The organism is Stenotrophomonas sp. 610A2 (assembly GCF_030549615.1).
GTDB lineage: Bacteria > Pseudomonadota > Gammaproteobacteria > Xanthomonadales > Xanthomonadaceae > Stenotrophomonas > Stenotrophomonas pigmentata.
In genome coordinates this window covers 2,828,248-2,850,311 of sequence record NZ_CP130832.1, presented here as the reverse complement: position 1 = coordinate 2,850,311, position 22,064 = coordinate 2,828,248, and the positions used below count along the sequence as shown (strand labels likewise).

Below are 22,064 nucleotides of genomic sequence, written 5' to 3'. Positions count from 1 at the left end.
GCAGGACAGAACATGAGTGATATCCGCACCCTGGCATTGCAGTGCCGCGATGCCGCGCAGCAATTGGGCCTGCTTTCCAGCTCTGCCCGCAGCGCGCTGCTGAACTCGATGGCCAACGCACTGGAAACCGATGCGGGCAGCATCCTCGCCGCAAATGCGCGCGATCTGCAGGCTGCACGCGAGAAGGGCGTGGGTTCGGCAATGCTGGATCGCCTGGCGTTGAATCCGGAGCGCCTGCGCGGCGTCGCCGATGCATTGCGGGAAGTCGCCGCCTTGCCGGATCCGGTGGGCGAGGTTACCCGCGACTACGACCGTCCCAATGGCATCCGTGTGCAGAAGGTGCGTGTGCCGCTGGGCGTTATCGCGATGATCTATGAGGCGCGGCCGAACGTGACCGCCGATGCTGCCGCGCTGTGCATCAAGGCTGGCAATGGCGTGATCCTGCGCGGCGGCTCCGAGGCCATCCATTCCAATACGGCGATTGCCGCCAGCCTCAAGCGTGCTCTGCGCGAGGCAGGCCTGCCGGATGCGGCGCTTACGCTGGTCGAAGACCTGCGCCGCGAGACCATGCTGGAGCTGCTGCAGCTCAACGACATCATCGATCTGGCAATTCCCCGTGGCGGTGAAGGCCTGATCCGATTCGTCGCCGAGCATGCGCGCGTGCCGGTGATCAAGCACTACAAGGGCGTCTGCCATCTGTATGTCGATGACAGCGCGGACCTGCAGTTGGCGGTGGATCTGCTTATCGACGGCAAGGCTTCACGACCAGCCGCCTGCAACTCGCTGGAGACTTTGCTGGTGCACGAGGCGATCGCGCCACAATTCCTGCCGATGGCGGCGGCTGCGCTGCGTGAGCGTGGCGTCGAGCTGCGTGGTGATACGGCGACGCAGATGCTGGTGGCGGACACCGTGCCGGCGACGGAAGATGACTACGCCGCGGAGTACCTCGATCTGATCCTCGCAATCCGTGTGGTGCCGGACTTGGCTGCGGCCATTGCGCATATCCAGACCTATACCTCCGATCACACCGAAGTCATTGCCACTGGAAACCCAGCGCATGGCGAAGCCTTCGTGCGTGCGTTGCGTTCAGCAGTGGTGATGGTCAATGCCTCCTCGCGTTTCTCCGATGGCGGTGAGCTGGGCCTGGGTGCGGAAATCGGCATTTCCACCACGCGCCTGCATTCCTATGGCCCGATGGGCTTGGAAGCGTTGACGGTGGAGCGCTTCGTGGTGCGAGGCGAAGGCCAGGTAAGGCATCCGTTGAAGTAAGCCGTCGGCGTAGCCCGGGTAAGCGCAGCGCACCCGGGGGAACGTAGCATTCGTTGACGTGTTGTTTCGATCGTTGCATTCCCCGGGTGCGCTACGTTTACCAGGGCTACAACGGCCGACATCGCTCTTCGTTCTTCTGCAGTTGCCGTGTAAGGCGTGAAGCACCCTCAGTTTCGGCGTGCGCAAAGCTCCGAGACCTCCAGCACTGTCAGCTTCGCGGCTTACGCCGCTCCCACAACGACCGGTCAGCCCCGTGCTGGTGCGCGAATACGAAAAAGCCGCCGATTCACATCGGCGGCTTTCCTGTATCAACTGCAGCTCACTTCCAGTGATCTTCCAGCTGCTGCGGCTTGCAGGCAAACCAGGCGCCGGTCAGTAGTACGCCCGAGCAGCAGGCGAGGAAGGCAAATGACCATGCCCAACCGTCGCTCATGCCGTGCAGCCAGCCGAACAGCAGCGGGCCGAGGCTGGCCAGGCTGTAGCCCACGCCCTGCATGAAGCCGGACAACGCCGCGGAACCAGCCTGGCTGCGCGTGCGCAGGTTGATCAGGGTCAGCCCTAGCGGGAAGGTCGACGGGCCAAGGCCGGCGATCACTGCCCACAGCAAGGGCGCGCTCATAGGTGCCCACAACAGGCCTGCGAAGGCGATCATGTTCAACACGAACACCATCACCGCGATCGGGAACGGGTTACGCATGCGCACTGCCAATGCCGGCACCAGCAACGATGGCAACAAGCCGATCGCCGAATACACCGCCACCATCACGCCACCGAAGGATTCGCTGGCGCCGGCTTCCACCATCACCTTCGGCAACCAGGTGAACAGCGAGTACGTGCCCAGCGAGGTCATGCCGAACATCAGCGCCATGCCCCAGCCCAACTGGGTCTTCCAGACGCGACCGGGTGCATGTTCGGTGCTGGTGGCCACTGCTTCCATACGCGGGGCGCTGCGTGCCAGCAGGATCCACGGGAGCAACGCAGCTACGGACAACAGCGACCACATGCCCAGCGAGATGCGCCAATTGAACTCATCGGCCACCGGCACAGCCAACAATGCAGGCACCATCGTGCCGGCCTGCAGCACCGTGATGTAAATGGTACTCAGCGTGCCAACGCGGTCGGCGAAGTAGCGCTTCACCAGCGGCGGCACCACCACGTTGCCCATGCCCATGCCGGCCAGTGCGACGGCGGAACCGAGCAGCAGCATGCCAACGTCGTTGGCGAAGGCGCGCAGCAGCAGGCCGATGGTGGCCAGCACCATGGTCAGCACGGCGGTGCGTTCCAAACCGATGGCGCGGGTGATGCGTGGCGTGGCCAGGCCGAACACGGCAAAGGCGGCGGTCGGCATCATGCCGAGCACGCCGGTCATGGTGCTGCCGAAATCGAAGACGTGGCCGAGCCTGTCCAGCAGTGGCGTCAGCGAGGTGACCGCGCTGCGCAGGTTGGCGGCGACCAGGACGATGGCGGCAAATGCCAGCAGGCGGCCCTTGAGCAGGGGGTGCTGGATGGGGGAGGGTGCGGGCGTGGACATTGCTTACTCCGACGCGGTGGGTGGCGCCGTTTGAAACCCACCAAAAACAAAAGCCGACCAGAGGCCGGCTTTTGTCAAATTGGTCGGGGAGACAGGATTCGAACCTGCGACCTCTACGTCCCGAACGTAGCGCTCTACCAGACTGAGCTACACCCCGAAGGAGCCGCCTATGATAGCGGTAAACCTCGTGCCCTGCAAGTTCTTTTGTTCAGCCAGCGCTGCCTGCAGGGCGTGATGCGTTGGCTGCCGATAACCATGTATCGGCGAATAAAAAGCCTGGAGGACGTTGCCGTCATTCCAGGCTTTTCCGACCCTTTGGTCGGGGAGACAGGATTCGAACCTGCGACCTCTACGTCCCGAACGTAGCGCTCTACCAGACTGAGCTACACCCCGCGAAGGGAGCCGGAAAGATACGCTCAGTCCGGCGTTTTGGCAATACCTTCACGCAGTTTTTCAGCGCTTTGCATCGATCTTGTTTGCTTCGCGTGCTTCAAACCACATGCCATTGAGGATGGCGACCGTCGCAGCGAGGCCCGCACCCAGAATCCAAGCGAAATACCACATGAGTTGTCTCCTTGATGTCGTCGTTGCGGATCAATAGGCGTTCGGGTTTTCACCCATTTCTTCCAGCGTGGTCTTGCCCTTCAGCACGCGGTACACCCAGGTGGTGTAGGCGATGATGATCGGCAGGAAGATCACGGTGGCCAGCAGCATCACCCACAGCGTCAGGTGGCTGGAGGAAGCGTCCCACAGCGTCAGGCTTGAGCCCGGGCTGGTGGGGGAGGGCAGCAGGAACGGGAAGATCGCAAAGCCGACGGTGAAGATGATGCCGGCAATGGAGGCGCCGGAGGCGATGAAGGCCAAGCCGCCACGACGCTTGCGCAGCAGCACAGCGCTGGCCAGCGCACCGAGCAGGCCCACCACCGGCGCCAGGATCGTGGCCGGCATGCTGCTGTAGTTGTGCAGCCAACCACCGGCCTGCGAGAACTCAGCCGTCTTCAACAGCGGATTGCTGGCGCCGTCGGTGATCACCTGCGAGGTGATCTGGTAGCCCGGCAGGCCGAAGGCAACCCAGACGCCAGCCAGGGCGAACAGCACGAACGAGGCGATGGCGGCGATGCTGCCGATCTTTGCCGAACGCTCGGCGACAGGGCCGCTGGTCTTGAGTACCAGCATCGCCGCACCGTGCGAGACCAGCATCGCGACGCTGACCAGGCCAGCCAGCAGGGCGAACGGGGTCAACAGGCCGAGCAGGTTGCCGGTGTAGAACACGCGCTGGGTGTCATCGAAGTGGTACGGCACGCCAAGCAGCACGTTGCCAACCGCCACGCCCATGATCAGCGCCGGGATGAAGCCGCCGATGAACAGCGCCTTGTCCCAGTTGTTGCGCCAGCGCTGGCTGGGCATCTTGCCGCGGTACTTGAAGCCGACCGGGCGCAGGATCAGGGCGAACAGGATCAGGAACATCGCCAGGTAGAAGCCGGAGAAGCTCACCGCATACAGCGGCGGCCAGGCAGCGAAGATCGCGCCGCCACCGAGCACCAGCCACACCTGGTTGCCTTCCCATACCGGGCCGATGGTGTTGATCACCAGGCGGCGCTCTTCATCGGTCTTGGCCACGAACGGCAGCAAGGTGCCAACGCCCAGGTCGAAACCGTCCATCACCGCGAAGCCGATCAGCAGCACGCCAAGCAGCAGCCACCAGATCACGCGTAGCGTCGTGTAGTCCAGAAGAATGAATTCCATGTGTGTTCTCCTGCCTTATGCCTGGCCGTTGCCGGCGGCATTGGCGTGGTTGTTTGCGACGGCCGACTGCTGCAGCGAGGGCAGGATGTCGTCCGGGCCCTTGCGGATGGCCTTGAGCATCAGCTTGACTTCGATGACCAGCAGCACCGTGTACAGCGCGGTGAAGCCGACCAGCGTTGCCAGGATTTCGTAGACGGCCAGGCCCGAAGCGGCATAGAACGTCGGCAGCACGCCATCAACTGCCCACGGCTGACGGCCGTATTCGGCGATGAACCAGCCGCATTCGATGGCGATCCACGGTGCCGGCAGCGACCACAGGGCAACCCGCAGGAAGGTGCGCTTGTCCTCGAAGTTGTTGCGGCAGGAGTAATAGAAGGCCAGAGCGAAGAAGCCGATCATGTAGATGCCGAGGCCAACCATGACGCGGAAGGTCCAGAACAGCGGGCCTACCGTCGGCACCGTATCCAGCGCAGCCTGTGCGATCTGCTCGGGCGTGGCGTTCTCGATGTCGTCGCGGTAACGCTTCAGCAGCAGGCCGTGACCGAGATCCTGCCAATGACGGTCGAAGACCTCGCGGGCTTCCACGTCATTCTTGTCGGCGCGGATGCGCTCAAGCGCGGCGTAGGCGATCTGGCCGCCCTTGACACGACCTTCAGCCTGTTCGACCAGGTCCAGGATGCCCGGGATCTCCTCGTCCAGCGAACGCGTGGCGATCAGGCCCATCACGTACGGGATCTGGACTTCGAAGTCATTGCGCTGTTCCTTCTGGTTCGGGATGCCGAACGCAGTGAACGGAGCCGGGGCCGGATGGGTGTGCCACATACCTTCGATCGCAGCCAGCTTCATCTTCTGGTTCTCGGCCGTGGCGTAACCGGATTCGTCACCCAGCACGGCAACCGAGATGGAGGCCAGCAGGCCGAACGCCGAGGCCACCGCGAACGAGCGACGGGCAATGTCACGGTGCTTGCCGCGCAGCATGAAGAAGGCCGAGATCGACATCACGAACATCGCACCGGCCACATAACCGGCCGAAACGGTATGCACGAACTTGGCCTGGGCGACCGGATTCAGCAGCACGGCGGCGAAATCGACGATCTCCATGCGCATCGTTTCAGGGTTGAACACCGCACCCACTGGGTACTGCATCCAGCCATTGGCGATCAGGATCCACAGCGCCGACAGGTTGGTACCCAGCGCCATCAGCCAGGTCACGGTCAGATGCTGCACCTTGGACAAACGGCCCCAGCCGAAGAAGAACAGGCCGATGAAGGTCGCTTCCAGGAAGAACGCCATCAGGCCTTCGATGGCCAGCGGTGCGCCGAAGATGTCACCTACGTAGTGGCTGTAATAGGACCAGTTCATGCCGAACTGGAACTCCATCACGATGCCGGTACCCACACCCATGGCGAAGTTGATGCCGAACAGCACGCCCCAGAACAGGGTCATCCGGCGCCAGACATCCTTGCCGGTCATCACATAGACACTCTCCATGATCGCGATCATGAAAGAGAGCCCCAGCGTGAGCGGGACGAAAATGAAGTGGTACATCGCGGTCAGCGCGAACTGTAGACGTGACAGTTCTACGACTGTTGAGTCGATCATGGCCTGGCTACCTCGTGGGAATTGGGCGTCATGGAGTGGCTGGGAGGGGTTCTATGGCAGCGATACTCCCCGTTCAGGCCTGCCAATGCCTTGATCTGGATCAATGTGGGCTGGCTGTCCAACGCCGATCGTGTGGGGCCGGCAGGCTGGGTACGGCTTGCTTACAATCACCTGGTTCTCCTTCACCTGAGTTGTCAGTCTTGAGCGAAGTTCCACTTTCCAACGCGGTGCAACAGCAACGCCGCGTACAGCAGCAGTGGCTGGCGGCTCTGGCGTCCGGAGCCCGGTCGCAGCAGCGTTTGGCGGCCTTGGCCGTCTGTACTTCAGGTGCGCTGCTGATCGTGCAGGCTGGCGCTATTGCCTGGTTGATCCAGAGCATAGTCGTGGAACAGCTGGATTGGGTACAGGTAATTCACGGTTTCTGGATATTGGCAGTAGTTCTACTGCTGCGCAGCGTGCTCGGCGGGGTGGCGCAGACCGCCGCTGGCAAGGTGGCCGATAGCGCCAAACTGGCCCTGCGTGAGCAGGTCTACCGGCGCTTGATGGCGCGCGGGCCGCTCTGGCTGCGCCGCCAGCGCACCGGCGAGCTTGGCGAACTGCTGCTGTCACATGGCGACGCCATCGAAGGTTATTACGCCGGGTTCCAGCCGGTGCGGGTGGAAGTGGTGGTCGTGCCGCTGCTGATCGCCGCTGCCGTGGCCTACGTGGACTGGGTGGTGGCGCTGATCTTCATCTTCACCGCGCCGCTGGTGCCGTTCTTCATGATGCTGGTGGGCTGGGGGGCCGAGGCCGCCGGCCGCGCTCAGTTGGGTGAACTGGCGCGCATGAGCGGCCACTTCGCCGACCGGATCAAGGGTTTGGGCCTGCTGCGCCTGTACGGGCGCGGCGAGGCCGAGCTGGAAGGCGTTGCCGTTGCTGCCGACGGCGTGCGCGAACGCACCATGAAGGTGCTGCGCATCGCCTTCCTCTCTTCCACGGTGCTGGAGTTCTTCGCCTCGGTAAGCGTGGCGATGGTGGCCTTGTACCTGGGCCTGAGCTACCTGGGCCTGATGTCGCTGCATTCGCTGGTGCCGACGCTGGGTACCGGCATGTTCTGCCTGCTGCTGGCGCCGGAGTTCTATGCGCCGTTGCGGCGTCTGGCCGCGCATTACCACGACCGCGCCAATGCCTTGGCTGCAGCTGCCGAGGTGGAACGACTGCTGGCCGATGATCAGGAAGCGGCATCGGTTGGGGCGATCGCGGCGCCGTTGGTGGCGCCGGAACCGGCGCAGTTGCATGCGCCGCTGGTTTCGGTGTGCAGCATCAGGCTGCGTCCGCAAGGCGCGGCCCACGATGTGTTGAAGGACTTTTCGCTGGAGATCGGGGACAGTCAGCGGCTGGCGCTGATTGGACCAAGCGGCAGCGGCAAAAGCACCTTGCTGGAAGCCCTCGCTGGCTGGCTGCCGCCGCAGGAAGGACGCATCGTGGTTCGCGACGGTGTGCGTATCGCATATGCGGGGCAGCGGCCCTACCTGTTCCACGGAACGATTGCCGATAACCTGCGTCTGGCCGACCCGGCAGTCAGTGCTGTGCGCCTGCAGGCCGTAGCCGAAGTCGCACAGGTCATGCGCTTTGCCCAGCATCTGCCGTTGGGCCTGGATACGGTGATTGGCGAGCGCGGCTTCGGCCTGTCGGGTGGTGAAGCGCGGCGGATAGGTTTGGCGCGGTTGCTGCTGCTGGAGCCGGACCTGTTCCTGCTGGACGAGCCCACAGCCTTCCTTGATCCGCAGACCGAAGCCGATCTGCTGCAGGCGCTGGCTGCGCATACGCGTGGTCGCACCGTGCTGATGGCAACCCACAGTGAGGCGGCAATGCGTTGGGCCGACAAAGTCATCGACCTGCAGCACTCCGTGCAACGCGAAATACAGGGAGAGCACGCATGAGCCCGTTGACGATGCGTGATGTATTCAAGCGCCACCGCTGGCGTCTGGCCTTGGCGACCTTGCTGCTGTTCACCACCATGCTGGCAGGTGTGGGCCTGCTGGGTCTGTCCGGTGGCTTCCTCACCGCTGCGGCGCTGGCTGGTGCCTTGGGTATGGGCGCCACCTTCAACTTCTTCTCACCGTCAGCCGGCATCCGCGCGTTGACGATGGCGCGGATTGTCTCGCGCTACTTTGAAAAACTGGTCGGCCACGACGCAACCCTGCGCATCGCCCGTGACCTGCGCGTGTGGTTCTTCCAGCGGGCATTGCCGTTGGCACCGGCACGACTGGGCAGCAGTCGTACCGGTGAATTGCTGGCGCGGCTGATCACCGATATCGGCGAAGTCGATGGCTTGATGGTGCGCGCCATCAGTCCCTTGCTGGCCCTGGCGGGCATCGCCTTGGCAACGGTACTGGCGGCTGGTTTGATCCATGTGCCGGCGGCGGTGCTGCTGCTGGTGCTGGCGGTGCTGGTCGGCGTGGGCGTGCCGGTGTTTGCGGTGCGCCGCGGCGATGCGGTCGAGGCCGAGCGCGCGCAGCAACGTGCCAGCCTGCGCACGCTGGCGTTTGAAGGCTTGGAAGGTGCGGCCGACCTCACCGCGCTGGACGCCCGCGACGATTGGGCGCTGCGTGTTGACGCTGCCGCGCAACAGCTGGCGCGCAGCGATCAACGACGCCGTGGGCGTCTGATCGCCGGCAATGTGCTGCACTCGAGCATTGCCGGCCTCGGGCTGGTGGCGATGCTGTGGTTGGCTTTGTCGGCCTTCCAGGCTGGCAAGGTGGAGGCGCACTTCGCTGCAACCCTGATCTTCCTGACCGTCGCTCTGTTGGAAGTGGCTGCCGGCAGCGGTATTGCGTGGCAGGCGCTGCAGTCGGCGCGGGTCGCAGGCAAACGGCTGCGGCAGATTGTCGATCAACCGTCAGCGGTGGAGGACCCGATGCAGCCGCGTGCTGTGCCGGTAGGCGATGCCACCGTCAGCTTCGAACAGGTGGTGTTTGCCTGGCCGGGCGAGACACGGAATCTGCTTGATGGGGTGGACCTGCGGCTTGCAGCGGGTGATCGCATCGCAATCCGCGGTGACAGCGGTAGCGGCAAGACGACGTTGTCGGCTCTGCTGCTGCGGTTATGGGATCCGCAGCTAGGCGCGGTGCGCTTCGGTGGCATCGATCTGCGCGAATTTGCCCAGGATGATTGGTACCGGCAGATTGCCTGGTTGCCGCAGGGCGCACCGGTGTTCGCCGGCAGCATTGCCGATAACCTGCGGCTGGGCGATCCGCAGGCCAGTGACGAAGCCCTGTGGATGGTGTTGGCACAGGTGCGTTTGAACGAGTGGGCGCGGCAACAGGGTGGATTGGCCGCATGGGTTGGCGAGAACGGCGCAACGATGTCGGCCGGGCAGGCGCGGCGTTTGGCCTTGGCGCGGGCGTTGCTACGCAATGCACCGATCATGGTGCTGGATGAGCCGACCGAAGGCCTGGATGTGGATACGGCGCATGCGTTGCTGATCGATCTGGCGGCTGCACTGGGCCAGCGCAGCCTGTTGATGATCACCCATGACCGTTTGCCGGAAGGTGTGGTGCAGCGTGAGTATCGGCTGCAGCAGGGAAAGCTGGTCCTGCACTAGGCAGATTGGAGCCGGGTGTGGCCCGGCTCTGGGATTATCGGGGCGGTGGCGTGATGGTGCGAACCATCAGCCACTCCTGCTTCGCCGCCAGCGTTTGAAGCAGTAGGCAACGATAATGGCGACAGGCACGGTGATCATCGGGCCGAACAGGAAGGCCAGCCCATCCTGCGCGTCGTGGTGACCTGTAACGTCCCAGACAAAGCGCAGGCCCAGATATGGGGCGAGCAGGCCGCCGAGCATGGCGGCAAGCAGAACCGCAAGCCAGGTACGACGGCAGAATGCGCCTGCGGCCATGCCAAGGCCGACGCTGGCTGCAATTGCGACCAACCAGAAAGTCATGCGGAGCTCCTGTTTGACGGGCTGAAGGCCGGGTTGCTCATCGTCGCGACATCATTGCATGGGCTGGCGGATGATGGTCTTCCACTTCTCTGGAGCGGCCTTTCTGATGTCACTCAGGTAGATCTCGTGGTGCTTGCCGCGCAGCGCAGAGCGTTCGCCAATGAAGTCATGCACGCGTTGAATGCTCGGGCCTTCATTGGAAAATGGGCCGACATGCAACAGCTGGGCGCAGCGGCCCTCATGGAACTCCTCAAAGCGCAGCTTTGACAGGCCGGGCAATGGCCTCTTCTTCAGCGCGCTGATGATCGCTGCGTCCACGTCCTCAGCGCTGACTTCGGCTGGCTGCATGATCATCATGGTCCACTGCCAATGCTGCTTCTCATCGCGTTGGAAGCTGGCCATGTCATCCGCCCACCACAGCCCCTCCAGCGGCATCACGCCATAGTCCAGGCGCCCGGCTTTCTTGAGTGCGAACTTGATGGTGTAGGCGACGGAGAACAGTGCCTCCACCGCATCCTTGTAGTCCTGCGACGTATTTGGATTGCCGGCGCCATCAATCATAAGAAAGTTGAAGGCAGGCACAGCCACCTCGGCCACATCCTTGGCCGAGGCTTTGTAGAGCTGATTGAACTGGTTCTTCAGGTCGATCTTGTCCATGGAACCTCCCATTGGATGAAGCGGGGCGGTGATGTTGCCGGCACGGAGCCGCTTGACCATCACCGGTTGCTGCCATCCACATAAGGCCGTGATTGCAGGATGATGATGTCATTGCCCACCACCGCCCACTCGATGTCCTGGTCGATACCGCCGAGCGCCTGCTTGGTACGGCCGCCAACCGCGGCCAAGCGTGCGATCAAGGCATCGGTCAGTACCTGGCGCGAACCGGTGAGCGGTACCTCGCGCACGCCGCCGCTGGCATTGGCGACCAGTTGGGTGTCTTCGGCGGAGCGGCTGAGTACCTGCACGGCCTTTGACCAGTTCGAATACATCACCTGTTCGGCCTGGCGCTTGCCTTCCACCACGCGGATGCCGAGGCCACGTTTGGCCGAGATATAGGTGATGTGGCGGCGTCCTGCGTCGAACGGATCGCGGGTGATCATCACCCCGGAGCTGTCCGATGGCGCTGCCAGCTGCACCAGCACCGACATCGCAACCGCGTCCTGGCCCAGTCCTGCGGCACTGCGTGCTTCATAGGCTTCGAAGTTGTAGACCGATGCCCAGACCGTCTGCACCGCACGTACCAGTGCATCGGCAGCGATCACATTGGGCACTGTCGTATACAGGCCGGCACCGCTGAAGTTGGGCAGGTCTTCGGAGTTGGAGGAGCTGCGCACGAATACACCGCGGCCCTGCAGCTGGTCTTGCCACTGTGACTGCAGGCTGCGGACCAGCGCCGGATCCGGTGTGGCGTTGGAGATCTCGGCGCGCAGCGCGGCGAGCGCCTCGCGGCGGATACTGGCATCGGTGGCAAAGCCCGGCCGTTGTTGCAGTGCCGTCAGCCGCTCACCGATGCGCAGCCTCTGCATCGCAGACTGGTAGTGTGAGAAGGGAACGCAGAAACCATCGGGAACCCGGGCCGAAGGCGGCAGCGCGGCTTTCAAGGTGCCCAGATTCGCGGCCTTGACCCCGCAATGGCTGCTGTCCCTGGCGCGCAGAGCTGATAGTGGCTTCAGCGCGGTCACCGACAGGTCGGGCCGAGGCAGGTTGCGCACGGAAGCTTGCGTGGTTCGCGATGGCGAGGATGCCGGGCGCAGGGCCGGACGCACCTTGTAATTGTTGTTGGTGACTTCCAGCTCGATCCATTGCCCGTCATAGACGCGCAAAGCAGCCAGCGCGTCGCGGACATAGACATTGGGTATACGCCAGCCCTTGGCCAGCAGATTGACATGCGACAGCAGCGTCGAGGGTCGCTGGGTAACCAGACCTGCGACCGGTGACAGCGAGATCGGGACCTCATCCAGTACCACGATGTCCTGTGGCGACAGGTCGCGCGCTTGCTCGACGGAGCGAACGATGCGCAAGCGACCCTGTGCAATGCCTGTGTTCAACGGCAGGAAGGACTGCTCACGCAGCAGTGCTTCCTGGGTGATGAAGGGGAGGCCGGCTGTGCGTGCGGTTTGTTCGTGCAGGGTGGAATTGGTCTTGAACCGGATTGCCTCGTAGAACGACCCGCGCACCAACTGGTCGGTCTGCCTGAGCAGTGCGGGTGTGAGCTGGTCGCCTTCCCAGAATTCATAGGTATAGCCGGGCAGGTCACGTTGCCAGCTCACCGTGCCGAACAGGAAACGGCGCTGTGGATCCTTGTACTGCGCGTTGAGAGTGGCCTTGTCCAGCTGCGCGACGAGCCGTTCGCGGCGCACGAAGTTCTCGTGCAGCTCGAAGCGTGGCGTATTGATGTAATAGATGCGGGCAGGATCTCGCCGATCGATGGTGAAGATCAGGTGCGGCATTTCCAGCGGTGTGCCGGGGTTGTAAACCCGGGCAAGACGCATGAAGTCATCGCGGCTGCTGATGCGCGGCAGATGTGCCGGGGTCTGGCTGCTATTGGCTGCGGGCGCGGCGAGGTCAGGCCGGTACTCGTAGGGCGAGGGCTTGCGGGCGGTCTGCGCGAACGTGCTTTGTAGGCCGATCAGCGCGAGAAGACTGAAAGCGAAAAGCCGCAGACAAGCGTTGCGGAAGGCGGACTGCGTACGGGCTCGATCCATGATGCCGTGCTGGTGCTGGAGAAAGGCGAATGATAAGCCACCGGCACCAATACGGTGGTATAGCAGATGGTTGCTGGGCGGAAAGCAGTAGATTCTGATCCGCACGGTTCCCAGCAAGCCGGGGGCTTGGTTGTGCCAGAGCTAGTGGTGGTGGCGGGGCACACCACTGCCGGAGTGTGGCATCAATCAGCGACACGTCCAGGGACAAACAATGCTTGGCCCGGTTGAGCGCAGCGCACGCTTGAGGTGGGCTCCTGGTGGATTCACGCGTGGCGGGCGGGAGCCCCGGGTGCGCTGTGCTTACCCGGGCTACGTGGATGCCGCGCTGCCCGGGTTATAGCGGGAGGCTCAGCTTGCCGCTGGCCACGAGCCAAACCGCGGCGATGTTGAGCACGACCGTCAACCAGAAGACGACCTGGAAACTAGCCTTGCTGGTCTTGTGGCGGAACAGCCCCTGGCCGATCAGCGCGCCCGGCCAGCCGCCGAGCAGGGCGATCAGATGCAATGTGTTTTCCGGAGTGCGTTGTTGGCCGCGCGCTGCTGCACCCTTGTCGTACAGATAGAAGCCCAGCGCAACGATGCTCATGCCACCGATCACTGGCAAGGTCCAATCCGGCACCAGCTTGGCTATCCATAAAGCCAACATGCAGAGCAGGGCGGTAATGCCAAGCAGGACATGTGGAAGGCGGGCAGTGATAGGGGCACGCTTTGGCCTTGTGGCTGTGGTTTTGGCGGTAGTCGCGCAGCGTATGGCAACCGCATTGAGGCGGCCTCGATCATCTTTGCGTACTGCGTAGTTGATCAGCATTCCATTGGCGGGCCGCTGGCTGCGCTGCTCGAAGGCCTTGATGTGGACGAAGGCGCGATCACCGCCGCCGTTAGGTATTACGAAACCGAAGCCCTTGTCATCGTTCCAATCCTGCAGCCGGCCTTGATAGCGCATCGAGCTTCCATCTGTTCGTTTGCGCTATTGCAGCGCAAATGCCGGTGGCTGGGAAGTCAAACAGGGCCGAGCGGCTTGCGCGGTCCATAAAAAATATTCCGGAGGTTTGGCCAGATATCCGTAGCAGGAATCTGCCCTTGTAGGAGCGGCGTAAGCCGCGAAGCCCGTATCGTATGGGGCCTGGAGTCATTGGCACCTGACGCCCTATCAGCTTCGCGGCTTACGCCGCTCCTACAAAGAGCCGGGGTGGACTGCGGTGATGGCCGTCAGCGTTGTTTGTGGGAGCGGCGTGAGCCGCGAAGCTGGCATCGCCTGGGTCTCGGAGTCCTTGGTACCTGATGATGTATCAGCTTCGCGGCTTACGCCGCTCCTACAACAGGGCGCTGCTGGCGCCGCTCAGGGTTCGTCGCGAATTCGCAGGAAGCGCGGGAAGCGTGGCAGGCCGTGTACGGTCAGGCCGTTGTAACGATAGGTCACGCGGCTGCCGATCGCGGGTGGGTGCGCGCGCTGCGCATCAGTGAGGCCGCTGCCGATGCGGAACTGGGCGCCACTGTCGGTGCGCATCAGCAGCGCACCAACCATGCCGGTGTACTTGCCCTTGCCGGGGGCGTAGCCGATGACACTCGCTTCCGCGTCGTCATACAGCTTCATTTTGAGCAGGCCAGTGCTGCGGCCGTCGCTGTACGGATTGTCCTGATGGTGCAGCATCAGGCCTTCGCCCCCGGCTTTGACGATCGCGCGAAGGTGGCGATGCAGGCTTGGAGTGTCGGGTATGCGTTGATGTTCGATGGCAAGCAGGTGGGGGTTGGCTTGATTGGCGATGATCTTGCCCAGTTGCGCGTGGCGTTGGGCGAAGCCGCCGCTTGCATCAGGCAGGTCAAAGGCCATGAAGCGGAGCCTGCGCCACGACAGTTCATCGGCCGGGCTGCTGCGGATGAGGGCGCTGGTTGCTTCGAACTGACCCCGCGCCATCCACAGCTCACCGTCGATCTGCTGTTTGGGCCAGCCTTGGGTGAACCATGCCGGCGATGCAATGCGGTGGCCGGCACGCGTCCACAGCGCATGCCCATCCCAGCGGGCGCGCACGCCATCGAGCTTTTCACTGACCAGGTAGCGCGATACATCCGGGCCATCCTGCCAGGAGTTGGCCAGCATCAGCGGCGGCGCAGCAGCGTGCGCGTTATTGAGCGTGTTACCCAGGAAGAACAGCAGAATCAGCAGCAAGACAGGCATGGGCAACCTCCTGTTGTCGGAGGTGTCAGCATCTGATGCTGTGAATGCAGGCAGCCATCGGTGGCTGCCTGCATCTATGGTCAGAGCGTCAGTTATGCAGCTGTCGGCAGCGCCTGCAGGAACTGGGCGACGGCCGGGCCGAAGCGGTCGTAATCAACCAGGAAGGCATCGTGGCCTTGCGGTGAATCCATGCCGATGAACCGGGTATCGGCACCGCCCGCGCGCAGGCCGTCGGCGATCTGTTGCTGCTGTTCCACCGGGAACAGGATGTCGGTATTGGCACCGATGGCCAGCGCACGTTCAACACGGATCTTGGCGAGCCCGGCCAGCACATCGCCATCGGCATACTCGGCCAGGTCGAACCAGTCCATGGAGCGACCGAGGTAAAGATAGCAATTGGGATCGAAGTGGCGCACAAAGCGGCGTGCGTGCCCTTCCAGGTAGCTTTCCACCTGGAATTCCAGACCGAACGGGTCTTCGTCGGTCTGGTCCGAGTCCAGCCGCACGCGGCCGAAGCGGCCATCCCACTCCAGCGCCGAGCGATAGGTGATGACGCCGAGCTTGCGCGCCATGCGCATGCCCGACTCGGGGTAGTGCAGTTCGTCGTAGTCGCCGTTGTTCCATGCCGGATCGAGGCGGATGGCCTCGCGCTGCAGCGAGCGGATGGCGATCGAGAAGGGCAGGGCGCGGGCGCTGCCGGAGATGTTGATATGGGTACGGGCAATGCCGGGGTGTTGCAGCAGAACGGCGAGCGCGGTCATGCCGCCCATCGAGTTGCCGATCAGGCAGGCCAGCTGGGTGATGCCGAGCGCGCGGACGACCTCGGCGGCGGCATTGGCCACGTCTTCGATCGACAACTCGGGGAAGGACAGCCGATAGGTCTTGCCGGTGGCCGGGTCAAGCGAAGCAGGGCCAGTGGAGCCCTTGCAGCTGCCCAGCGAGTTCACGCAGATAACGAACCAGCGATCGGTATCAATCGGCTTGCCGGGGCCAAGCATTGGCTCCCACCAGCCCGTGGCCGGGTTGTCTGCATTGCTGGCGGCGTGGGCATCCGGCGAGAGGCCGGTGACGATCAGGATGGCGTTGCTGGCGTCGGCGGCCAGCGTGCCCCAGGTTTCGTAAGCGACATGGGCGCCAATCAGGCTGCCGCCACGTTTCATAGGGAACGGGGACGACAGCGCGTGGAAGCGGCTGCCGACGGGAGTGAATTCAGTCATCTGCCAATTTTAACGGGGATGCCGGGCGCATCTTCGCATGGATGATAACCACTGGTTATCTGGGTATTGCCGGGTGCATGGACTCAGAGGGGCATGCTTCTGCCTCTGTTGTAGGAGCGGCGTAAGCCGCGAAGCTGGCACATCTATCAGATGGCTCAGATGCCTCGTGCCTCAGCAAGGTCGGCTTCGCGGCTTACGCCGCTCCCACAAGGCAGCTTGCAGCGCCTTATTGCCCCAGCGTGATGGTCAGGGGCTTGTCAGCCGGCAGTTTCACTTTGACTGGCGCCGATTCGACGTCACCTTCACCACGCATTGCGTTGCCGCTGGCGGACAGGCGGGCGAAAACTTCCACTTCCTGCAGGGCGGACAGCTTCTGCGTAGGCATCGGGCTGTCGCTATCGTCCAGGGTGACGGTGAGTGCTTCGCTTTGTGCCGGGTGGCGTTCGACCGCAACCGGCATCGGTGGGCCACCGGGAATGCGGGCGATGACGAACACGGTTTCCTTGCCTGAGGCTGCGCGTGCGGCCAAGGCCGGTGCCAGCGTCACCGTTACGGTGATACCGGGCTTGCTGGTTGCTGCGCTTGCAGAACGGCTGCCAGAAGCGGTGCCGGGCGCCTTGCCGCGGGCGATGTTGATCTGCTCCTGCAATGCAACGGCCGCGGCGGGCTCCAGTCGCGGCAACAGCGTTTCCCAGGTCTGCGCGGCTTGTTCATCCTGGCCTTGCTGGCGCTGGACGATGCCGGTGAGCCAGATCACCCGCTCATTGTCCGGTGCGATCTGCCGTGCGCGGGCAAGCCATTGCTGTGCGGTGGCATCGAACAGGAACCTGGAATCCGCTTGGGCGCGGGTCTGTGCGGCTTCCAGTAGCAGGCCGGGTTCGTCCGGTGCCAGTTGCACAGCGCGCTGATACGTGGCTGCGGCATCGGCGAGCTTGCCGATCTCCAGCTGCGAGCGCGCCAGTAATACCCAGCCATCCACACGTTCCGGGTTCTGCTGCAGGGCGGCCTGCAGTTGGGCGATGCCATCCTCGATGGTTTGCGGTGCATCGGTGGCTTCAGCTTGGGGCTGCATCGCTGCCGGAGTGCCCAGCAACTGATACAGGCCAAGGGTGGCAACAAGCGCCATCGCGACCAGACTGCCCCAGATCTGCCGCTTGCCGGCGCGCCACAGTGGCCACAGGGTGATGCCGGTTGCCAGCACCGCCAACACGCCAGCGCCTGTCAGGAATCCAGCATTCACCATTCGCGCTCTTCCTGGCTGGCTTCGTCGTTGTGGGCAACAGGAACGGCGCGGCCACGGCGCCGCACATACACGATCAACAACACAGCGCCCGCCAGCAACAGCAGGCCGGGGCCGAACCAGAGCAGGACGGTGCTGGCTTCCAGTTGAGGGCGGTACAGCACGAATTCGCCGTAGCGCTCGACCAGGAACTGCTTGATCTCGGCGTCGCTGCGGCCTTCATGCATCAGTTTGAGCACTTCGCGGCGCAGGTCGTGGGCGATCTGCGCGTTGGAGTCGGCCAGCGACTGGTTCTGGCATTGCACGCAGCGCAACTCGGCGGTGAGTGCATGGAAGCGCACTTCCTCGGCGCGGTCGCGGTATTGCAGCGGGCTGGGGTCGCCGACGGGCTGCGCGCTGGCTGTAAAGGCCAGGCACACCCACAGCAGGACGCCAGCCCAGGCTTTCATCGTGCGGCGCCCAGATCCGGTGCGCCGTGCTTGCCTCCGGCAGCAGCTTCAACTTTCTCCAGTGCTGGAATCAGTTGCTCGTCCATCACCTGCTGGGTGATGGCGCCGCTGTACTTCCAGCGCACGATGCCGCTGCCATCGACCAGGAACGTCTCCGGTGCGGCGGCGATGCCCCAGTCCAGTGCGGCGCGGCCTTCCTGGTCGGCCAGTACCACCATGTAGGGATTACCCAACTGCTCGAGCCAGCGCAGTGCTTCGCTGGGCTCGTCCTTCCAGTTGTAGCCGATCACGCGCAGGCGCTTGGTTTCGGCGAAACGGGTGAGGATGGGGTGTTCATCGCGGCAGGTCGGGCACCAGCTGCCCCATACGTTGAGCAGATAGGGCGCGCCGCGCAGCTGTTTGTCGGTGACGTGCAGGCTGGGGTCATGCAGTACCGGCAGCGAAAATTCGGGGGCTGGCTTGTTGATCAGCGCCGAGGGCAGGCTGTCGCGATCAGGTTGCCCGGAGCGGCTGACGCCATACAGCATCAAACCCATCAGGCCGAGGAAGAACAGCGCGCCAAGGGCAATGGCGACCGGCGGCAGGCGATGGCTGGGTTTGGATTCAGGCGTTGGAGTATTCATTTCGATTTCTCAGGCAGCCGGCGGAAACGGCGGTCGACGGCGGTAATGAAACCACCCAGCGCCATCAGCGCCGCGCCCAGCCAGATCCAGCGGACAAAAGGTTTGATCTGTACGCGCACGGCCCAGGAGCCGTCACCCAGTGATTCTCCCAGTGCAACGTAGATATCGCCACCCAGGGCGCGGTGGATGCCGGCTTCGGTCATGGGCTGGCCGCCGCTGGCGTACATGCGTTTTTCCGGGTGCAGGCGGGTGATCAAGGTGTCGTCGCGCAGTACCTGCAGATGGCCGCGATCGGAGTGGTAGTTGGGCCCGTCGGTGGCATCAACGCCTTCGAACACCAGGGTATAGCCACCGGCGTCGATGGATTTTCCCGGCGCCAGTGCGACTTCATGCTGTACATGCAGGGCTTCCACCAGCAAGGCGCCAACCAGGAATACGGCCACCCCGAAGTGGGCGATCAGCATGCCCCAGGTTTCGGCATTGAGCCGGCCGCTCTTGCGCAGGCGCAGCCACAGGTAATAGCCGGTGCCACCGGCCACCCATGCAGCACCAGCAATACCGATGCCGGTCTTGAACTTGCCCTGCGGTGCCATCCACCAGCCGATGATGCCCAGCACCACCGCCAATCCTGCCCACGGTGCCAGCAGTGCCAGCGTGCGCAGGCCTTGCTCGCGCTGCCAGCGGCTGAGCGGACCAAATGGCAGCAGCACGATCATCGGTGTCATCAGCAGAATGAACAGCGTGCCGAAGTAAGGCGGGCCTACCGAGACCTTGCCCAGATCCAGCGCATCGGCCAATAGCGGATACAAGGTGCCGAGCAACACCATCGCGCAGGCGCAGCTGAGCAGCAGGTTGTTGGCCAGCAGCAGGCTTTCGCGTGAGTTGAGCGCGAATGCGCGGCGTGGGTCGTCGCTGTTGCCGCCGATGCCGGGTGCACGTAGCGCGTATAGCAGCAGCGAGCCGCCAACCACGATGCCAAGGAAGATCAGGATGAACAGGCCGCGCGAAGGATCGGCGGCAAACGAGTGCACGCTGGTCAGCACGCCCGAACGCACCAGGAAGGTGCCGAGCAGGGACAACGCGAACGCGGCGATCGCCAGCAACAGGGTCCAGCCGATGAACACACCGCGTTTTTCCGTGGCCGCTTGCGAGTGCAGCAGGGCCGCGCCGACCAGCCAGGGCATGAAGCTGGCGTTCTCGACCGGGTCCCAGAACCACCAGCCGCCCCAGCCCAGCTCGTAATACGCCCACCAGCTGCCAAGCGCGATGCCGATGGTCAGAAAGCCCCAGGCCGCATTGGTCCACGGCCGGGTCCAGCGCAGCCAGCGCACGTCGATGCGGCCATCGAGCAGGGCGGCGATGGCGAAGGCGAACGGCACCGCGAAGCCGACGTAGCCCAGATACAGCAGCGGCGGATGGATGATCAGCCCGGGGTCCTGCAGCAGCGGGTTGAGATCGTGCCCATCGCTCGGTGCAGGCAGCAGGCGCGCGAACGGGTTGGAGGTGAACAGCAGGAAGGCGAGGAAGCCGACACTGATCATGCCCATCACCGCCAGCACGCGCGCCATCACCTCGGGCGGCAGCTGCCGGGAGAACGCGGCGACCGCGGCGGTCCACAGCGCCAGCACCAGTGACCACATCAACAGCGAGCCTTCGTGTGCGCCCCATACCGCCGAATAGCGGTAGATCATCGGCAGCAGGGTGTTGGAGTTGTCGGCGACGTAGCGCAGCGAGAAATCCTGGCGCACGAAGGCAATCGTCAGCACCACGAAGGCGGCGAGCACCATGGTCAGCTGCAGCATCGCTGCCGGGCGGGCGATTGCGGTGAGCGCCGGGATGCCGCGTTGGGCACCGATAAGTGGCAGGACGCTTTGCAGCAGGGCTGCCAGCAGGGCGAGGATCAGTAATACCTGTCCGATTTCACCGAGCACTCAGGGCGTTTCCGTCGTTGGGGTGGTGGCCGGGACCTGGTGCTTGTCGTGCGCCACGCCCATCTTGTCGGCCAGTTCCTTGGGCATATAGGTCTCGTCGTGCTTGGCCAGCACGTCTTCGGCAACGAACACACCGTTGACCATGCGCCCTGTGGCGACCACCGCCTGACCTTCGCGGAACAGGTCGGGCAGGATGCGGTCATAGGTGACGGGCAGCACCGCATCACCGTCGGTGACCTGGAAGCGCGCCAGCAATGCGCCGGGCTCGCGCTTGAACGAGCCCTTGGCAACCATGCCGCCCAAGCGGAAGCGCGCGTCAGGCGCGACGTGGCCGGCTTTGACCTCGGCCGGGGTGTAGAGATAGGCGATATTGCGCTGCAAGGCGGTGCTGACCAGCGCTACCGCGGCGCCGGCAACCAGCAGAACCAGCAGGACCCACAGCAGGCGGCGGCGCTGGGTCGGGCTCATCGGCTCAGCTCTTCGTCAACCTGCGGCGCACTGCTGTTGCGGCTGGCGCGGTTGATGCGCGCGCGGGCCTCGCGCAGTTGCTGGCGGACCTGCAGGCGCGGCACGATGAAGTCCCAGGCCAGCACGACGAAGAACACGGCGTAGGCAAGTGCTACGTATTTGAAATAGGTCATGCCGATTTCCCCAGCCGCTCACGCAGCCATGCCTTGCCGACTTCGCGGCGCAGGTTGTCGGCGCGGGCGCGCGACAGCAGCGAGCCGACGAACCAGAACTTGGTGGCCAGCACCATGATCCAAAGCGGCAGGATCATGCTGCCGTCCATGCTGGATTCGCCGAACACGCGGATGGTCTGGCCTTGGTGCAGCGAGTTCCACCACACCACCGAGTAACGGATGATCGGCAGCATCACCACGCCAACGATGGCCAGCAGGCCGGCGGCACGGGCTGCGGCGCGGCGGTCATCGATGGCACCGTAAAGTCCCATCACCCCGAGGTACATGAACAGCAGGATCAGCTCGGTGGTCAGGCGCGGGTCCCAATCCCACCAGGTGCCCCACATCGGCTTGCCCCAGATGCTGCCGGTGAGCAGGGTGATCAGGGTGAACGCGGCACCGATGGGTGCGCAGGCCATGGCCAGGATTTCGCAGAGCTTGATCCGCCATACCAGTGCGATGGCACTGTAGAAGGCCATCAAGCCGAACACGAACAGGCTCATCCATGCCGCCGGCACGTGGATATAGAGAATGCGGAAGCTGTCGCCCTGCTGGTAGTCGGCGGGCACCACGGCCAGCGCCTGCCACAGGCCGAAACCAAACAGCGGCAGCGCGGCGATGTAACACCAGGTGGACCAACGGGCGGCGAAGGTATCGAAGTAAGGCGGGGAGCCCAGCTTGTGAAACCAACCTGCTAAACCTTTGAACATCCGCTCGCTCGCTGAGGAAGACGATGACCGGGCCGCGTGCTGCGGCCTGATCGGCTGGGCGGTGCGTACTGCGCACCACCGTTGCTGTTTTCAGACTAGCGCAAGATAACCCAAATTCAGCAAATCGGCGGGTTGCAGTGGGGGCCTTTACGCGGGCCGATACTTGTCACGTGGTGCCAAACAGTAGCTGGGTAGCTGGGCGCATGATCTTGGCGATGGTCATGCCTGACGCCGCGCGGTCTAGCCATGTTCAAGCACGC

General features: G+C 63.7%; 20 protein-coding genes and 2 tRNA genes. 3 read left to right on the top strand and 19 right to left on the bottom strand.

Annotation, left to right across the window (positions count from 1 at the left end; genetic code table 11):
* The first annotated feature begins 12 nt into the window (after window positions 1-12).
* Window positions 13-1,269 carry a glutamate-5-semialdehyde dehydrogenase gene (locus Q5Z11_RS12805; RefSeq protein ID WP_303746771.1) on the top strand — a complete coding sequence of 419 codons (1,257 nt, stop codon included), beginning with the start codon at window positions 13-15 and terminating at the stop codon, window positions 1,267-1,269.
* Window positions 1,270-1,588: 319 nt separating this feature from the next.
* Here the strand turns inward: Q5Z11_RS12805 and Q5Z11_RS12800 are convergent, their stop codons facing one another.
* The 6 genes from Q5Z11_RS12800 to Q5Z11_RS12775 all read right to left on the bottom strand — a co-directional run bounded on the left by Q5Z11_RS12800 (window position 1,589) and on the right by Q5Z11_RS12775 (window position 6,148).
* Window positions 1,589-2,800 carry a CynX/NimT family MFS transporter gene (locus Q5Z11_RS12800; RefSeq protein ID WP_303746770.1) on the bottom strand — a complete coding sequence of 404 codons (1,212 nt, stop codon included), beginning with the start codon at window positions 2,798-2,800 and terminating at the stop codon, window positions 1,589-1,591.
* Window positions 2,801-2,880: 80 nt separating this feature from the next.
* A tRNA-Pro gene (locus Q5Z11_RS12795) sits at window positions 2,881-2,957 on the bottom strand.
* Window positions 2,958-3,116: 159 nt separating this feature from the next.
* A tRNA-Pro gene (locus tag Q5Z11_RS12790) sits at window positions 3,117-3,193 on the bottom strand.
* Window positions 3,194-3,253: 60 nt separating this feature from the next.
* Window positions 3,254-3,364, bottom strand: a complete 111-nt coding sequence (gene cydX / locus Q5Z11_RS12785) for a cytochrome bd-I oxidase subunit CydX (RefSeq protein ID WP_282269734.1) — start codon at window positions 3,362-3,364, stop codon at window positions 3,254-3,256.
* Window positions 3,365-3,394: 30 nt separating this feature from the next.
* On the bottom strand, window positions 3,395-4,546 hold the full coding sequence (gene cydB / locus Q5Z11_RS12780; protein WP_303746769.1) for a cytochrome d ubiquinol oxidase subunit II: 1,152 nt from the start codon (window positions 4,544-4,546) through the stop codon (window positions 3,395-3,397).
* Window positions 4,547-4,561: 15 nt separating this feature from the next.
* Window positions 4,562-6,148: a cytochrome ubiquinol oxidase subunit I gene (locus tag Q5Z11_RS12775; protein ID WP_303746768.1), complete on the bottom strand. Its 1,587-nt coding sequence runs from the start codon at window positions 6,146-6,148 to the stop codon at window positions 4,562-4,564.
* A gap of 200 nt (window positions 6,149-6,348) precedes the next feature.
* On the opposite strand from Q5Z11_RS12775, the gene cydD reads away from it, so the two are divergent.
* Entirely contained in the window at window positions 6,349-8,070 is a 1,722-nt protein-coding gene (cydD, locus tag Q5Z11_RS12770) for a thiol reductant ABC exporter subunit CydD (protein ID WP_303746767.1), read from the top strand.
* Complete coding sequence (gene cydC, locus Q5Z11_RS12765; protein WP_303746766.1) at window positions 8,067-9,734, top strand: thiol reductant ABC exporter subunit CydC; 1,668 nt, start codon at window positions 8,067-8,069, stop codon at window positions 9,732-9,734. The genes cydD and cydC overlap by 4 nt, the downstream gene beginning before the upstream one ends.
* 66 nt (window positions 9,735-9,800) lie before the next feature.
* On the opposite strand, the gene Q5Z11_RS12760 is transcribed toward cydC, so the two are convergent.
* The 13 genes from Q5Z11_RS12760 to ccmC all read right to left on the bottom strand — a co-directional run bounded on the left by Q5Z11_RS12760 (window position 9,801) and on the right by ccmC (window position 21,804).
* A complete protein-coding gene (locus Q5Z11_RS12760; protein WP_303746765.1) occupies window positions 9,801-10,073 on the bottom strand; it encodes a hypothetical protein in 273 nt (90 codons plus the stop codon).
* Window positions 10,074-10,124: 51 nt separating this feature from the next.
* Complete coding sequence (locus Q5Z11_RS12755) at window positions 10,125-10,730, bottom strand: GyrI-like domain-containing protein (RefSeq protein ID WP_303746764.1); 606 nt, start codon at window positions 10,728-10,730, stop codon at window positions 10,125-10,127.
* A gap of 59 nt (window positions 10,731-10,789) precedes the next feature.
* Window positions 10,790-12,778, bottom strand: coding sequence for a PEP/pyruvate-binding domain-containing protein (locus Q5Z11_RS12750; protein WP_303746763.1), 1,989 nt, complete (start codon window positions 12,776-12,778; stop codon window positions 10,790-10,792).
* 334 nt (window positions 12,779-13,112) lie between these two features.
* Window positions 13,113-13,721, bottom strand: a complete 609-nt coding sequence (locus Q5Z11_RS12745; protein WP_303746762.1) for a cold shock and DUF1294 domain-containing protein — start codon at window positions 13,719-13,721, stop codon at window positions 13,113-13,115.
* 396 nt (window positions 13,722-14,117) lie between these two features.
* Entirely contained in the window at window positions 14,118-14,954 is an 837-nt protein-coding gene (locus Q5Z11_RS12740) for a DNA ligase (RefSeq protein ID WP_303746761.1), read from the bottom strand.
* Window positions 14,955-15,046: 92 nt separating this feature from the next.
* A complete protein-coding gene (metX, locus tag Q5Z11_RS12735; protein WP_303746760.1) occupies window positions 15,047-16,171 on the bottom strand; it encodes a homoserine O-acetyltransferase MetX in 1,125 nt (374 codons plus the stop codon).
* A 226-nt stretch (window positions 16,172-16,397) separates the two neighbouring features.
* Window positions 16,398-17,414 (bottom strand): tetratricopeptide repeat protein, encoded by a 1,017-nt coding sequence (locus Q5Z11_RS12730; RefSeq protein WP_303746759.1) that lies wholly within the window; start codon window positions 17,412-17,414, stop codon window positions 16,398-16,400.
* Window positions 17,408-17,860 carry a cytochrome c-type biogenesis protein gene (locus Q5Z11_RS12725; RefSeq protein WP_303746758.1) on the bottom strand — a complete coding sequence of 151 codons (453 nt, stop codon included), beginning with the start codon at window positions 17,858-17,860 and terminating at the stop codon, window positions 17,408-17,410. The genes Q5Z11_RS12730 and Q5Z11_RS12725 overlap by 7 nt, the downstream gene beginning before the upstream one ends.
* Window positions 17,857-18,483 carry a DsbE family thiol:disulfide interchange protein gene (locus Q5Z11_RS12720; protein ID WP_405051596.1) on the bottom strand — a complete coding sequence of 209 codons (627 nt, stop codon included), beginning with the start codon at window positions 18,481-18,483 and terminating at the stop codon, window positions 17,857-17,859. Before Q5Z11_RS12720 ends, Q5Z11_RS12725 begins: the two co-directional genes overlap by 4 nt.
* On the bottom strand, window positions 18,480-20,414 hold the full coding sequence (locus tag Q5Z11_RS12715) for a heme lyase CcmF/NrfE family subunit (RefSeq protein WP_303746757.1): 1,935 nt from the start codon (window positions 20,412-20,414) through the stop codon (window positions 18,480-18,482). Before Q5Z11_RS12715 ends, Q5Z11_RS12720 begins: the two co-directional genes overlap by 4 nt.
* A complete protein-coding gene (gene ccmE, locus Q5Z11_RS12710; RefSeq protein ID WP_303746756.1) occupies window positions 20,415-20,882 on the bottom strand; it encodes a cytochrome c maturation protein CcmE in 468 nt (155 codons plus the stop codon). It lies immediately after the preceding gene.
* Window positions 20,879-21,055, bottom strand: coding sequence for a heme exporter protein CcmD (gene ccmD, locus Q5Z11_RS12705; protein WP_303746755.1), 177 nt, complete (start codon window positions 21,053-21,055; stop codon window positions 20,879-20,881). The genes ccmE and ccmD overlap by 4 nt, the downstream gene beginning before the upstream one ends.
* Window positions 21,052-21,804 (bottom strand): heme ABC transporter permease CcmC, encoded by a 753-nt coding sequence (ccmC, locus tag Q5Z11_RS12700; RefSeq protein ID WP_303746754.1) that lies wholly within the window; start codon window positions 21,802-21,804, stop codon window positions 21,052-21,054. Before ccmC ends, ccmD begins: the two co-directional genes overlap by 4 nt.
* Window positions 21,805-22,064: the final 260 nt, after the last annotated feature.